Consider the following 13,804-nt stretch of genomic DNA (forward strand, 5'->3'; position numbering starts at 1 on the left):
TTCAAATTTATTATGAAAAATCAAATAATGTTTGTATCGGAACGTGGTCTGAAGGTTGATTCCAGCCCCGTGCAGCACGAAAAACCGAAAGATCGGTAACAAAAGGAACCAAATCTGGAGAAGACCAAATATGATCAAGCCGCCGACCACGATCAGCAAGTGCCCAATCGCGTGCACGATAACTCCACCATGTGTAAAGCTTAGTGGGAACAGGAATTTTTTTGCGCATCAAATCAACCCATCCACCTTGACAACAGAGGGCTTGCAAGCGCTCGGTTTCAATCGGCGTATGGCTTACAACTTTCAATAACTGCTTATGAGACCAAACATCTTCCACCAAAGGAGCAATATTCAGATCACCAACTAAAAGAGAAGATAAACCATCTCCCTGATCGGCACGAATGGAAGACATTTCTTCTAAAAAATCAAGTTTATGACGGAATTTTTCATTCACATCAGCGTCAGGTATATCACCCCCAGCAGGAATGTAAAAATTATGAATCCGTATTTTCTTCCCATAAATTTCAATAACCACCGAAATATAACGACAGTCTTGCTTTTGACAAAAAAAACGCTTTTCAACAGTTTTGAAAGGCAAACGTGAAATAATTGCCACACCGTTGTAAGATTTTTGTCCACTCAATGCGATATGCTTATAACCTGCTGCTTTAAAAGCTTCACACGGAAACAAAGTATCTGGACACTTTGTCTCTTGTAAGCACAAAACATCTACAGCAAATATATCCAAATACTGAAAAACTTGTGCAAGACGCAAACGAACAGAATTGATATTCCAAGTAGCAATACGAAAGAACATCAACGTGAATTCCGATGATTCAACACTGCAACATCCTTATTTTTATAGGGAAGCTTGAACATTCCCTCAACAAATCTGACACCTGTTCGCACATTCATAATTTGAACAGTGGTTTCCAAATTCTGTTGATCAACAATTGTCCATTGTCGCAAAGCAGCACTTTTAGAATCAAACACCATTCTTATTTGCCCTCGCCCCATACTCTTATCACGCAAAACCATCGTTACTGCCCCAGGATCCTCATAAAATGCTAATAAGCGCCCTGATGATACATCAATTTTATCGCTCAACAGAAACTGCATTGGTGTTTGAAAAAGCCGTGAAAAATTCCACGTATTCAGAGCACGATTATTAATACCTACAAATTTACCATCCGCAATAATCTGTAAAGGCAGTTTTTTGTAAACAAAACGAATCTTCCCTGGGCGCTCTAAGTAAAACGTTCCTTCGGTCACTTTTCCCTTTGGGCTAAACTGAATAAAATCACCTGTCATTGTTTTCATTGCCACAAAGTGATTGGCAATTTTCTGCGCCCGCGCCACCTGATGAGATGATTGCGAAAAAGCTGGAAAAGCTAAGCAGCAAAAGACAATAATTTTTGTAAAGATTTTCGTAAACCCCAATATTCTTCTCCGTAAGAAAACAAACCTTTTCATAAAAAGTGCTCCCAAGCAGTACATGATATAAACCTTAAATATAAGCAAGAAATGATGGATAAATACCTTCTTTCACGAATATTATTAAAAAAACAATCAAAAAGACTTTTGTTTTAAAAGAGTTTTTATTCAACAAACACCAAAATTTCTCGTCCCTACATGATTGGCTGAACTAATGATGCCTTCTTCTTCCATACGCTCAATCAATGAAGCTGCACGATTGTAACCAATACTCAAACGGCGTTAAATAGAAGTGGAAGCTTTACGATCACGAAGAACAACGCCAACAGCTTGACTGTAGGGGTCGTCTTCTGATGAAGAGCTCAAAGAAACATTAAAATTGTGCTCTGCAACTTCTTGCACAATAGCTTCCAAATAATCAGGGTACAGTTTCAGCTTTAAGGGGTTCCACAATTTATTCAACCTAGTCATTATCCACACAAGGCACCAAAATTTCTCGTTTTCCTGCATGATTGGCTGAACTAATGATGCCTTCTTCTTCCATACGCTCAATCAATGAAGCTGCACGATTGTAACCAATACTCAAACGACGTTGAATATAAGAAGTGGAAGCTTTACGATCACGAAGAACAACAGCAACAGCTTGACTGTAGGGGTCATCTTCTGATGAAGAGCTCAAAGAAACATCAGAACTGTGCTCTGCAATTTCTTGCATAATAGTTTCTAAATAATCAGGATGCGCTTGCGCTTTAAGATGTGCCACAACCTGCTCAACTTCATCATCGGACACAAAAGGTCCATGAACACGCTGGATACGTCCTCCTCCCATCATAAAGAGCATATCTCCCTGCCCCAACAATTGCTCAGCCCCCTGTTCACCAAGAATTGTTCGACTATCGATCTTTGAACTCACAGAAAAAGAAATGCGTGTAGGAAAATTCGCTTTAATCGTCCCCGTAATCACATCAACTGAAGGACGCTGTGTAGCCATAATCACGTGGATACCAGCAGCACGCGCCATTTGTGCTAAGCGTTGAACTGCTCCTTCAATATCTTTGCCAGCAACCATCATCAAATCTGCCATTTCATCAATAATGACAACGATATAGGGCATGGGACTTAAATCAAGTGTTTCTGTCTCATAAATGGGCTCGCCAGTCTCATGATCAAAGCCAACCTGAACTGTACGCACCATTGTCTCACCCTGATTTTCTGCCTCCTTAAGACGTGCATTAAACCCATCAATATTGCGAACCCCAACTTTTGACATTTTGCTGTAGCGCTCTTCCATTTCACGAACAGCCCACTTGAGTGCAACCACCGCCTTTTTAGGATCTGTGACCACTGGTGTTAACAAATGCGGAATACCGTCATAGACCGATAGCTCAAGCATTTTCGGATCCACCATAATTAAACGACATTGTTCAGGTGTCATGCGATAAAGAAGGGACAAAATCATCGTATTAATGGCAACAGATTTTCCCGACCCTGTTGTGCCAGCCACCAAAAGATGCGGCATTTTTGCTAAATCCGCAATGACCGATTCACCGCCTATTGACTTACCTAAAGCAAGCCCTAACTTCGCTTTGCTCTCCACAAATTCCTGCGCTTGCAAAATTTCCCGCAAATAAACCATCTCACGCGTTGCATTAGGCAATTCTATTCCAATTACATTACGCCCTGGAACCACCGCAACACGCGCCGAAATAGCACGCATGGAACGCGCAATATCATCTGCAAGACCAATGATACGAGAAGACTTAATGCCAGCAGCTGGCTCAAATTCATATAAAGTTACCACTGGACCGGGACGTGCATTAATAATTTTTCCCTTAACTCCAAAATCTAACAAAACATTCTCAAGCTCATGAGAATTTGCTTTTAAAGCCGTAGGAGAAAGTTTTGCATCCTTTTCTGCTGGTGGGAAAATGGAAAGATAATCCAAAACTGGAAGAAGAAAGCCATCTTCTGAAGAAGCTGTTAAAGGCTTGAAAATACGACCCTTAACAGAAGCAGCAGACATTTCATTTTGAGAATTATCGCACTTTTTTTCTTTATTAAAGAAAACTGGCTCAATCCGATTAAACGGCTGTTCTCGTCTTTTAGACTGCGCGTTGAAGGAAAAAAGGCGAAAAAACCGTGCTTGTAAAAAATAAAGAAAATGCAAAATTGCGCCAAAAGTTGTGGCAAAAAAGCCGTGCCGCGTTTCTTCTGCAAAGTTTTCTGCATCTTCTGGTGCATCAAAGGCTGGCTCCACACTTTCAACCTTCTGAATATTTTTTGCTTTTTTTTCATTTGTCTGGCGTCGCCATACTACATTGCCAGCAAAAGCAGCCATAAAAAAACCTAAAAATGCAAAAGCAATGCCTAAGAGCACATTTGGAAAAAAAGAAAAAAGGGAAGGGCAAATTAAAAAAGCAGCGTTTAAAATTTTATCACCCAAAACACCTCCAAAGCCAATCGGCAATGGCCAGTGCATAAAAGGGGCAGCAGGTGTTATAAGAGCAAAAGCAAGCAAAAAGAAAACTGCTGAAATTGCCCACAAAAAAAGGCGAAAAAACAAATTATGGATATTTTTTTGTGCCAACAAAAGAAACGACCAAAATAATGGCGGCAACAAAACACCAAGACTTGCTAAGCCAAAAAACTGCATAACAAAATCTGAAAAAATTGCACCGAACCATCCCATAAAGTTTGTCACTTCATTCGCATTCGCATGTGTTAATGACGGATCTGCAACGTTCCAAGTTGCCAAAGCCAAAACACAAAAAACAATGACACCTAAAAGCCCAAGCCCAACGAATACACCAATCTGGCGCAAAAACATTTCAATGAGCCGCGAACTTTGAGAATTTGGCGTTTCTAATAAGTCATAAGGAAAGGGACTCTGATGCATTTACTCATTCCAAACACAAAACCTTCTTACTTCAATATAAGGATTACAAAAGTATGTCTCAAAAATGTTAACACAGTTTTAACCATCATAACCATAACAATTTCCTTTTATATTGCGCAAAAAATGGTATTGAAGAGAAATTATTGATTTTGTTTAAAGGCGTATAAACTGCGCAAAAGTGAAAAGAAGCATTGTGTATCCTGATCCCAATAAAAAAACAAAACAATGTGATCTCCTCATTGCAGGCGGTGCAGCTGTCGGTCTCACACTTGCAATAGCGCTCAAGCAAGCTGCACCTGATCTGAAAATTAATATCGTTGACGCTACCCCTGAAGAAACCCCTGTCTTAAATATACGAACACTGGCTCTTTCTGCCGCTTCCATTCGTATGTTTAAACAATTGCAGTGCTGGGAACATGTAGCACCCCATGCCCAACCCATTCATTCAATGGTTATCACTGATGCGTGCGCAAATGATCCTATCAAACCAACTTTTTTAACCTTTGAAGGAAATGTAACCCCCAATGAGCCTTTCGCTGCTATGGTTGAACATAAAAAGCTTACCAATACTTTAAAAAAACGTGCAAAAGATCTCAATATTACTTTTATCAAAAATATGCGTGTTGTTGATTTTCATCAAGAAGATCAACAAACAACTGTCACTTTAAGCAATGAAGAAATCTGGCAAACAAAGTTGCTCATTGCAGCCGATGGAGCACACTCTCAATTACGCAAAAAAGCAGGGCTTAAAAGTTTTTCTCATCCCTATAAACAAACAGCAATCATATGCACGATTGAACATGAAAAACCCCATCATGGACAAGCAATCCAGCATTTTCTACCTGCTGGACCTTTCGCTCTTCTTCCACTTAAAGGAAATCGTTCAGCCATTGTATGGAATGAACACCATAAAACTGCTCAATATTACCTCAAAGCTGATGCTTTTATTTTTGAAACAGAAATTGAAAAACGCATTGGTCATCGATTGGGAAAACTCTCTTGGAATGGTGAACGACAAGCTTTTCCTTTAGCTCTTTCTTTAACGCGCCAATGTATTAAACCCCGCTTTGCTCTTGTCGGTGATGCTGCTCACACAATCCATCCCCTTGCAGGACAAGGGCTTAATTTAGGATTGCGCGATAGCGCCGCTTTAGCTGAAGTCATTATTGAGACAGCACGACTGGGTCTTGATATTGGATCCTTCATTGCTCTTGAACGCTATCAAAGCTGGAGACGTTTTGAAATTGTACGTATGGCTTTGAGCAATGATTGGCTGAACCAACTCTTTTCTAACGATAATCCCCTGTTGCGCATGCTGCGCGATGTTGGTCTTGGAATCGTTAATCAAACACCAAAAATGAAAAAATATTTCATTCAGGAAGCCGCTGGACTTACCCCCAATGCCCCACGCCTTTTACGTGGTCTTCCACTCTAAACGAAAATAATAAATACCCCTGCATCTTTTGCAATCTATGAACAAGATTCTCTTTTTTCAAGATAAATTCTAAAAAATTGACCTCAATTTATGCTTTCTTTCAAAGCCTCTTATGAACTGCTTTATAGTGATTAAAATTTTCTATTCTCGTCTCACATAAGCAGACATTTTTTACATATAATAGACATCTTTTAAAATACAAAATTTCTATTATAAATTCAAAAATACAATATTTTAATCTTCAACCACTTGGCAACCAAGAAATTTAGAAGCAGCCTCTCGCTCATTTATGTATAACACAAAAGGTGCTCTACAAATTCATTTTTTTGGTCTTTTATACTTAACGCTTGCATAAAGAAGAGAGGTGTTCGTGCTTTTCGTTATTTGCCCTTTACAAGACACATATCTGTTTCCTTCACAACACCACAAAAGTCCATTTCATATTCTCTACGTACCAGACTTGTTGCCACCTAAACAAAAATCAAAAAATACCTTTGAAAGTCTTTAAATTGAAAAGCTATTTCCTTTTCCCATTCTTTAAGTGCCAAGATTGTGATAAAGTCCTACGATGATATGACAATAAAACATCCCACAACCAACCACACTGCAATGTTTAATAAATTGTGCATTCCACTCTTTCTACTACACGATCAAAAAACATAAAAAAAGCTGAATAATTGCCCAATTTTCTGCCCCAATTCTCTGCATTGATCTTCGATAGATTTTGAAGAAAAGCACATAAAATGAAAATGCTAAAACCAGCGCCTTTCCCCATAGAGAAAATTCATTTTCTGGGTAGTCTCCTATCTAAACCGCATGAATGATAAAAAATTTGGTCTAAAATTTCAAAAAAGGGTTTCAGACCTCTCCCTCTATAAAGCATTAGAGAATAGCTCTACAGATCAGCATGGCAAACACGCCGAGTAAGAAAATACAGCAGCACAAATTTTGTACTCAAACCAATTTATTCAGCTTCATATGAATACCCCCAACGCTTTAGCACTTAGCTTGGCGTTTTAGTGAGTTAAATTACCGAAAGAACATTCTATTTAGTGTATAATTTAGTGCATAGAATATCTTCATACTTTGTGAAAATTGCATCTATGCTATGTTACTTCTAGTTCTTCCAGCGAATGCCCTCTTTCCAACCATTCTTTAATCCATTTAGGCTTACGCCCACGTCCATTCCATAATTCCCATTGGTTATTGGGATTTCTATAATGACGCTCTTTGCTCACAAGATCAGCGATATCAATTCCATGCGCATTAGCAATTTCAAGGATTTTTTGCCGTGCATTTTGCTTCTCCTTTGCTTGCCGTTTTTTCAATTCTACATCGATTTGAGCACGCATCTCTTGTAGCTCACCAAGATTCATGTTTTTGAAATCATTCACTTTATTACTTCCCTTGCAAAAAAGAATTGTGCTTCGTCATATTTTAAACACAATTATATACAATTTTTGCCATTTATTATTGAGATTATGATTGTGATGAATATATCACTTTTTCGGAGATGCACTTTGAACCACAAAAAATTACATATTTGTGTATCAGATGTCACTACCGTATCCTTTTTCGGCTCGATTGCTGAAATTGGTAATTTAGGTGTGCGCGTTGCGTTATACCCTTTTTATTCCCCTAAATCAGCGATCGAAAGTGAATATAAATCGCCAATTTATAGATTATGGCAATATTTGGTAAAGAACAAGTCTTCTTTGTATAATGATGTAACAATTTGCTCTGATAGTAAGAAATACTTTAACAGACAGCAGATTTCCATTCCATGTTTGCCACATCTAGAAAAAATAAAATCCACACACAATTACATTACGCAATCGATTTTAGTGCCTCTCATAAAATGGTTATTGCTTAAATTTAAACTCTCCTTTCATAATTTTTATAATAGTCCTAATTGGTGTTGTGTGTTTAGTTTCATCCTGCCTGTTTGTGTAATTGAGTATATAATAACGTTCGTAAAAAACATTTTCCGTAGTGACAGAATCTCTGGTCGCAAAAAATGGATTTTTGAGACGCGTAATTTCGCTTTCCTTTGTAACAATTTAGTGTGGCAACATTCAGAAAATCCACACAAGATTGATACTTATCTTGATAAAATCTTTTATCGTTGGGTGTGCTGCTCATGACTATTTTAGACTTCATGGCATTAGCTGCTGCATGCGCACCTGCTGTTCATCCAACGACGCTCTCAGTTGTTGTTAAAAATGAGTCGCAAGGTCATGTCTATGCAATAGGCATCAATGGCAATCATAAATTGTCGCATCAGCCATCTACATTTGAAGAAGCCGTAACGACTGCTGAAAAACTTAAGCAGGATGGACATAATTTTGACATAGGTTTGGGACAAATCAATGTCAAAAATCTTGAGTGGCTTGATATGTCTCTCTCTGATTTATTTGATCCCTGTAAAAATCTTAAGGCTGTGCAAATGGTTTTAACGCATTGTTATGAACGTGCCGTGTCAAAGTATGATTCTGAACAAACTGCGCTACAAGCCGCATTAAGCTGTTACAATACGAGAGATTTTGAGCACGATTTTACAAGCGCTTATGTAAAAAAAGGTACGTTGTCTGCTGAAATGAAAATTCCTGCATTCACACCTGAAAATAATGAATCATTAGAATTTGTCCAGCTTCATGCTGAGCCACAAAAACAAACGGTTCGAGTAATTTCTTCTGCTTTCTCACAAGAAGAAGTGGCAGATGCGTTTACGCATAAAACAAGTAGTGCTCATGATGCTTTTGCAGCGGAAAATTCCTCTTTATTGGAAAAGCGGAAAGAGTAACATTGCTATGTTTATCGGTTAAAGTTTTAATTCTGAGAGGATACAGTAATGAAAGGTAGATAAAAAATTATTAAAGCTCTAATTAGTAAGATTGGATGAAATCTATTCTAATTGAGGGCTAAAATAATGAAAATGATAGAACAAAATAGCGTTGATATAGCATTTAATCAAAAGGCAGCACGTGAAATTACAGTTGTGATGCGCTCAGAGAGAGAATGGTATTTTACGTTTATTGCAGATGATCCAATAACTGGAAAACCAAATAAATATGCACTTCTTACACAAAGAGGAAAGTTGAGAACTTGGGTTGATCCAAAATATCTCTTTAAGTTTCTTCATGAAAGAGGTGTTGTGTGTGGAAATTTTAATCTTAATAAAGGTGAATAACATGAAGCAATCAAATATTCTTCAAAGAACAGTTAAAAATAAAATCATTCAGTTGAGTGCAAGTGTAACTGTGTTTTTTACATTTAGTTCTCTCTGCGCTAATGCACAACAACAGGTAAAAACCTTAACGACAGCGAAAACAGCTCTAGAAGGATTAAGAGATGATATAATTGGACTTATTCCTATCGCTGCTACCATTATACTTTTGTGCTTAGCAATCTTTTATGCAGGGCGATATATTGAAAAAGATACATTTTTACGTTGGTCAATTGGTGTGGTTATTGCTGGGTCAGCAGCTCAAATCGTTACGTTATTGTTCAAAACGGCTTGATATTTACAGAAACAATATGACGCGCATGTACTCAGGATTTGGACAAGCTAAAATTGCTCTAGAATAACTAAGGAAGCATGTGGATTTGGTTGTCCTTTTTGCTGTTGGTGTTGTATTTTTTTAGCAATTAGTCAATTGATTATGCAGAACAATTCATTGAAGAAATATGTTTTTACGTTGGTCAATTGGTATGATTATTGCTGGGATTAGGAGTTAAATTCTTTGAGCTTTTGTTTAAATAATAACAGATAGTACGGGATATTCATTCAAAAATGCAGTTTGTGTATTAATGATTGTGAACATGTTAATGAGAATTTCGTTTGTATCTTAAGAGGAAAATATTGTTATGGTAATTCCGATTATAATGAAAAATATGAAGTGCTTGAATGCTCTTCAAGCAAAAGTTAATAATAAAATTGGTATTGTCTTTACGACTACAATTCTGTTTTTAGCAACTCAGTCTGCATATGTTCAAGCAAAAGCCAACAAGGCGGATATTCAAACAGCAATTGATAAAGCGGATCTTTTAATGGGGATGCGTTATGGGTTAAGTATGTTTATTCCGGTTGCTGCTGCCGTTATTCTTTTATTTTTAGTGCTTATTTATGCATTTCGTATCATTGCAAGAACTACATTTGCGCGATGGGCATTTAGTACCATTATAGCTGGTGCTGCATTTTATCTTAGTAATATATTGTTTTACATTAATTAGTTGAATTTCGCATGAAACCACAAAAGCACGAAGAATTTCCCTTATTTAAAGGAGCAACGCGCGTTCCGACTATTTGGGGTGTTCCGATGATTCCAGCCATATCTATAGTTATAGGAGTAGCTTCCATTGCCATGACAATAAATATTTTTTTATGGATCATGGCACCACCATTATGGTTTATTATGGCACAAATTACCAAAAACGATGATAAGGCGTTTCGCATCTGGTGGTTGTGGATTGATACTAAATTTCGCAATCGAAACAAGAGTTTTTGGGGCGCATCAAGTTATAGTCCCTTTGACTATCGTAAAAGGAGATAAGCATGGAGGCTGTTGGAAACAGCAAACGGCTCATATCAGAAGTGCCAGTGAGTCTGTTCATACCCTATTCACACCACGTTACAGATACAATTATCTCGACCAAAAACGCAGAATATTTATCGATCTGGAAAATTGATGGACGTTCACATCAAAGTGCTTCAGAAGAAGATATTTTTCAGTGGACGAGAGAGTTAAACAATACTCTACGCGGTATTGCATCAGCTAATTTGTCACTATGGACACATATCGTGCGTCGCCGTGTTTATGAATATCCTGATTCAACATTTGATAAAATGTTTTGCTACCAATTAGATGAAAAATACCGGCAAAGTTTTACTGGTTATAATCTTATGGTCAATGATTTGTATCTGACCATTGTTTTTCAACCAGTAGCGGACAAAATTATGTCGTTTTTTTCTCAACATGAACGTGAAACATTTGATCAAAAAAAAGGACGGCAAGAATTATGTATTAAGGCTCTCAATGATATCAACCATACTTTAAGTCAATCACTTAAAAGTTATGGTGCAGAACTGCTTGGTGTTTATGAAAAAAATGGTCATGCCTACTCTTCTGCTCTCGAATTTCTTGGGATGCTTATCAATGGTGAATACCAGCCTATGCCAGTTTGCTTCGACCGTTTTGCCGACTATATGTCTGTCAATCGTCCTTTTTTCTCGAAATGGGGTGCTTTCGGCGAACTGCGGACATCTACTGGAATGCGTCGATTTGGTATGATGGAAATTAAAGAATATGACGCAACAACCAGACCAGGTCAACTTAATGCTTTGCTGGAAAGCGATTTTGAATTTGTGTTAACACAAAGTTTTTCTATACTGTCACGACATGCTGCTAAGGATTATTTACAACGGCATCAGCGTAATCTTATCGATGCGCGCGACGTGGCAACAAGCCAAATTGAACAAATTGACGAAGCGCTTAATCAGCTTGTCAGTGGGCACTTTGTCATGGGTGAACATCATTGCACACTCACCATTTATGGCGACACGATTCAAAAAGTTCGCGACTATATGGCAAAAGCAAACGCAACTATATTAGATGCTGCAATATTACCAAAACCTGTAGATTTGGCTTTGGAAGCTGGCTATTGGGCACAACTTCCTGCAAATTGGAAATGGCGACCACGTCCTGCACCAATTACATCGCTCAATTTTTTATCATTCTCATCTTTCCACAATTTTATGTCAGGAAAGCCAACTGGAAATCCATGGGGACCCGCGGTTACAATTTTTAAAACCGTAAGTAAAACACCACTCTATTTTAATTTTCATGCCTCAAAAACTGAAGAAGATGCAACAGGTAAACGGTTACTTGGAAATACTGCGATCATTGGACAATCTGGTTCTGGAAAAACAGTTCTTCTGGGATTTTTGTTAGCGCAAGCGCAGAAATTCAAGCCAACAACCGTTGTTTTTGATAAAGATCGTGGCACAGAAATTGTTATTCGAGCCATGGGTGGTCGATATCTTGCGTTTAAAACTGGAAAGCCGAGTGGCTTTAACCCATTCCAACTCCCTCCTACACAGGAGAATCTTATTTTTCTCAAACAATTTGTGAAAAAATTAGCAGAAGCAGGTGGTGAAGTTACACATCACGACGAAGAAGAGATTGATCAAGCTGTTACAGCTGTTATGAATAGCAACATTGACAAATCGCTACGTCGCTTATCTTTCCTCGTGCAATTCTTACCCAATCCACGTTTGAGTGATTATGACGCACGTCCAACTGTTCACGCCCGCTTGGTAAAATGGTGCGAAGGTGGTGATTATGGGTGGCTATTCGATAATCCCACTGATGCACTTAATTTATCAACGCATCAGATTTATGGATTTGATATTACTGAATTTTTGGATAATCCAGAAACTCGTACTCCAGTGATGATGTATTTGCTTTATCGCACGGAAGGAATGATTAGTGGGCAACGGTTTATGTATATTTTTGATGAGTTTTGGAAACCCTTGCAAGATCCATATTTTGAGGATTTGGCAAAGGATAAACAAAAAACTATCCGTAAACAGAATGGTATTTTTGTTTTTGCGACCCAAGAGCCTAGTGATGCGTTGGAAAGTAACATTGCAAAAACATTGATTCAACAATGCGCAACTTACATTTTTTTAGCCAATCCAAAAGCAAATTATGAAGAATATACACAAGGTTTTAAACTAACAGACACTGAATTTGAATTGGTCAAAGGAATTGGTGAATTCAGTCGCAAATTCCTCATAAAGCAGGGTGATCAATCTGCGCTTGCAGAATTAAATCTAAGCAAATTCCCTATGACAATCGACGGAAAAACTGTCGATCAAGATTTTAGTGACGAGCTTTTGGTATTATCAGGTACACCCGATAATGCAGAATTAGTTGAAACTATTATCGCTGAAGTAGGTGAAGATCCAGCAATATGGTTACCAATCTTTTTACAACATGTCAAAGCTGATAGGAGAACACCATGAAAAAATTAATTTCTTCAATAGCAATAGCAATAACAATAGCAATAGTTTTTGAAACACCAAGCTTAGCAGTTTTCGTGATGGTGCCTTCGTATGATCTAAGTAAGATGGGACGCAGGCCAGCAGCAGCGCCTAAAGCAGCAGCAAAGCCTAAAAAATCCTCTCCACAACACCCAATAGGAGCCTCTTTACCAAAGCAAAAGCACGCAGCATCTCTTCCCCCCCATACGGCATCTCGTTCCACCCATACAGCATCTCTTTCTTCAAAGCACACAGAATCTCTTGCACCAAAACAAGCACCAAAGCAGTATGCAGAACTCATTGATTTAATAAAACAGCATCTTGAAATAAACACCGCAATAAAACAGCATCTTGACAAAAGTATGGTAGAGCATGAAAAAACACGTATTGTGCGGGCAATAGATGACACCAATTTCTTTCTCAAACATCCAGAATTAATTTATGATAAAAATAAAGATTCTGATATACTCAAACTTGTTGAAAAAGTCCAGAAAGAAGAAACTTCTAATTCTATAAGTGTTGAGCGCCAATCTATCGATAAACGCAGTCAACATGCAGCGATCGTCGATAAAGCTATAAGTTTACAAACTTTTCAGGAAGCAGAAAAGCGTTTTGATCAAATTTTGAGATTATTGAGTGAAATCAACAAAACAGAAGATCTAAAAAGTATTGCTGAATTGCAAGCGCAAATTAAAGGTAGACTTGCCATGATACAAAATGAAACTGCAAAATTACAAATGGTGGCGCATCTACGCAATGCAGAGCAAACGCTTATCAGCCAACAAAAGCGCGAACGCAATATAAGAATGCTTAACAGTAAAAATACAGTAATGCCAACTATACGATTTATACGATAAAGTTTTATACGATTAACATTGTCTGTTTTATTGGTCTTATTTTCTAGCAGAAATAAAAACCGATACATAAAAATTAAGTGCTATCCCAACGTTTTTAAGGGATGCACAGGGGGGTGATCCACCTCAAAATTCTCTTG

The 13,804-nt window shown here is 37.9% G+C and carries 12 protein-coding genes and 1 pseudogene; 8 read left to right on the top strand and 5 right to left on the bottom strand.

Annotation, left to right across the window (positions count from 1 at the left end):
* Window positions 1-10: 10 nt before the first annotated feature.
* The 4 genes and pseudogenes from ACMFKV_RS00065 to ACMFKV_RS00080 all read right to left on the bottom strand — a co-directional run bounded on the left by ACMFKV_RS00065 (window position 11) and on the right by ACMFKV_RS00080 (window position 4,330).
* Complete coding sequence (locus tag ACMFKV_RS00065; protein WP_336287506.1) at window positions 11-817, bottom strand: exodeoxyribonuclease III; 807 nt, start codon at window positions 815-817, stop codon at window positions 11-13.
* Window positions 817-1,473: a LolA family protein gene (locus tag ACMFKV_RS00070; protein WP_336287507.1), complete on the bottom strand. Its 657-nt coding sequence runs from the start codon at window positions 1,471-1,473 to the stop codon at window positions 817-819. The genes ACMFKV_RS00065 and ACMFKV_RS00070 overlap by 1 nt, the downstream gene beginning before the upstream one ends.
* A 129-nt stretch (window positions 1,474-1,602) precedes the next feature.
* Window positions 1,603-1,875, bottom strand: a pseudogene (locus ACMFKV_RS00075) (DNA translocase FtsK); the annotation flags it as partial.
* A 22-nt stretch (window positions 1,876-1,897) separates the two neighbouring features.
* Window positions 1,898-4,330 carry an FtsK/SpoIIIE family DNA translocase gene (locus ACMFKV_RS00080; RefSeq protein WP_413154177.1) on the bottom strand — a complete coding sequence of 811 codons (2,433 nt, stop codon included), beginning with the start codon at window positions 4,328-4,330 and terminating at the stop codon, window positions 1,898-1,900.
* 178 nt (window positions 4,331-4,508) lie between these two features.
* On the opposite strand from ACMFKV_RS00080, the gene ACMFKV_RS00085 reads away from it, so the two are divergent.
* Window positions 4,509-5,765 (top strand): ubiquinone biosynthesis hydroxylase, encoded by a 1,257-nt coding sequence (locus ACMFKV_RS00085; protein WP_413154178.1) that lies wholly within the window; start codon window positions 4,509-4,511, stop codon window positions 5,763-5,765.
* Between the two features lie 1,106 nt (window positions 5,766-6,871).
* Here ACMFKV_RS00085 and ACMFKV_RS00090 read toward each other — a convergent pair.
* Entirely contained in the window at window positions 6,872-7,159 is a 288-nt protein-coding gene (locus tag ACMFKV_RS00090; protein ID WP_336287510.1) for an H-NS histone family protein, read from the bottom strand.
* A 746-nt stretch (window positions 7,160-7,905) separates the two neighbouring features.
* Here ACMFKV_RS00090 and ACMFKV_RS00095 point away from each other — a divergent pair.
* The 7 genes from ACMFKV_RS00095 (at window position 7,906) to ACMFKV_RS00125 (ending at window position 13,667) form a co-directional block, all read left to right on the top strand.
* On the top strand, window positions 7,906-8,568 hold the full coding sequence (locus tag ACMFKV_RS00095; protein WP_336287511.1) for a lytic transglycosylase domain-containing protein: 663 nt from the start codon (window positions 7,906-7,908) through the stop codon (window positions 8,566-8,568).
* A gap of 126 nt (window positions 8,569-8,694) precedes the next feature.
* The gene (korA, locus tag ACMFKV_RS00100; RefSeq protein ID WP_336287512.1) at window positions 8,695-8,955 is read left to right on the top strand and encodes a KorA family transcriptional regulator; all 261 of its coding nucleotides are present in this window, start codon (window positions 8,695-8,697) and stop codon (window positions 8,953-8,955) included.
* 1 nt (window position 8,956) lies between these two features.
* Window positions 8,957-9,286 (top strand): VirB2 family type IV secretion system major pilin TrwL, encoded by a 330-nt coding sequence (trwL, locus tag ACMFKV_RS00105; protein ID WP_413154179.1) that lies wholly within the window; start codon window positions 8,957-8,959, stop codon window positions 9,284-9,286.
* A 373-nt stretch (window positions 9,287-9,659) separates the two neighbouring features.
* Window positions 9,660-9,998: a conjugal transfer protein gene (locus ACMFKV_RS00110; RefSeq protein ID WP_413154359.1), complete on the top strand. Its 339-nt coding sequence runs from the start codon at window positions 9,660-9,662 to the stop codon at window positions 9,996-9,998.
* Between the two features lie 11 nt (window positions 9,999-10,009).
* Entirely contained in the window at window positions 10,010-10,318 is a 309-nt protein-coding gene (locus tag ACMFKV_RS00115) for a VirB3 family type IV secretion system protein (RefSeq protein ID WP_413154180.1), read from the top strand.
* A 2-nt stretch (window positions 10,319-10,320) separates the two neighbouring features.
* Window positions 10,321-12,792, top strand: coding sequence for a VirB4 family type IV secretion/conjugal transfer ATPase (locus ACMFKV_RS00120; RefSeq protein WP_413154181.1), 2,472 nt, complete (start codon window positions 10,321-10,323; stop codon window positions 12,790-12,792).
* On the top strand, window positions 12,789-13,667 hold the full coding sequence (locus ACMFKV_RS00125; protein ID WP_413154182.1) for a TrbJ/VirB5 family protein: 879 nt from the start codon (window positions 12,789-12,791) through the stop codon (window positions 13,665-13,667). Before ACMFKV_RS00120 ends, ACMFKV_RS00125 begins: the two co-directional genes overlap by 4 nt.
* Window positions 13,668-13,804: the final 137 nt, after the last annotated feature.

It is taken from the genome of Bartonella propinqua (genome assembly GCF_047263965.1).
Classification (GTDB): Bacteria; Pseudomonadota; Alphaproteobacteria; order Rhizobiales; family Rhizobiaceae; genus Bartonella.

What these genes read in the sequence shown, in the direction of transcription:
- korA (WP_336287512.1), top strand. Translation starts at nt 8,695, where the DNA reads ATGAAAATGATAGAACAAAATAGCGTTGATATAGCATTTAATCAAAAG.
- ACMFKV_RS00095 (WP_336287511.1), top strand. Translation starts at nt 7,906, where the DNA reads ATGACTATTTTAGACTTCATGGCATTAGCTGCTGCATGCGCACCTGCT.
- ACMFKV_RS00120 (WP_413154181.1), top strand. Translation starts at nt 10,321, where the DNA reads ATGGAGGCTGTTGGAAACAGCAAACGGCTCATATCAGAAGTGCCAGTG.
- ACMFKV_RS00110 (WP_413154359.1), top strand. Translation starts at nt 9,660, where the DNA reads ATGAAGTGCTTGAATGCTCTTCAAGCAAAAGTTAATAATAAAATTGGT.
- ACMFKV_RS00080 (WP_413154177.1), bottom strand. Translation starts at nt 4,330, where the DNA reads ATGCATCAGAGTCCCTTTCCTTATGACTTATTAGAAACGCCAAATTCT.
- ACMFKV_RS00125 (WP_413154182.1), top strand. Translation starts at nt 12,789, where the DNA reads ATGAAAAAATTAATTTCTTCAATAGCAATAGCAATAACAATAGCAATA.
- ACMFKV_RS00070 (WP_336287507.1), bottom strand. Translation starts at nt 1,473, where the DNA reads ATGAAAAGGTTTGTTTTCTTACGGAGAAGAATATTGGGGTTTACGAAA.
- ACMFKV_RS00115 (WP_413154180.1), top strand. Translation starts at nt 10,010, where the DNA reads ATGAAACCACAAAAGCACGAAGAATTTCCCTTATTTAAAGGAGCAACG.
- ACMFKV_RS00065 (WP_336287506.1), bottom strand. Translation starts at nt 817, where the DNA reads ATGTTCTTTCGTATTGCTACTTGGAATATCAATTCTGTTCGTTTGCGT.
- trwL (WP_413154179.1), top strand. Translation starts at nt 8,957, where the DNA reads ATGAAGCAATCAAATATTCTTCAAAGAACAGTTAAAAATAAAATCATT.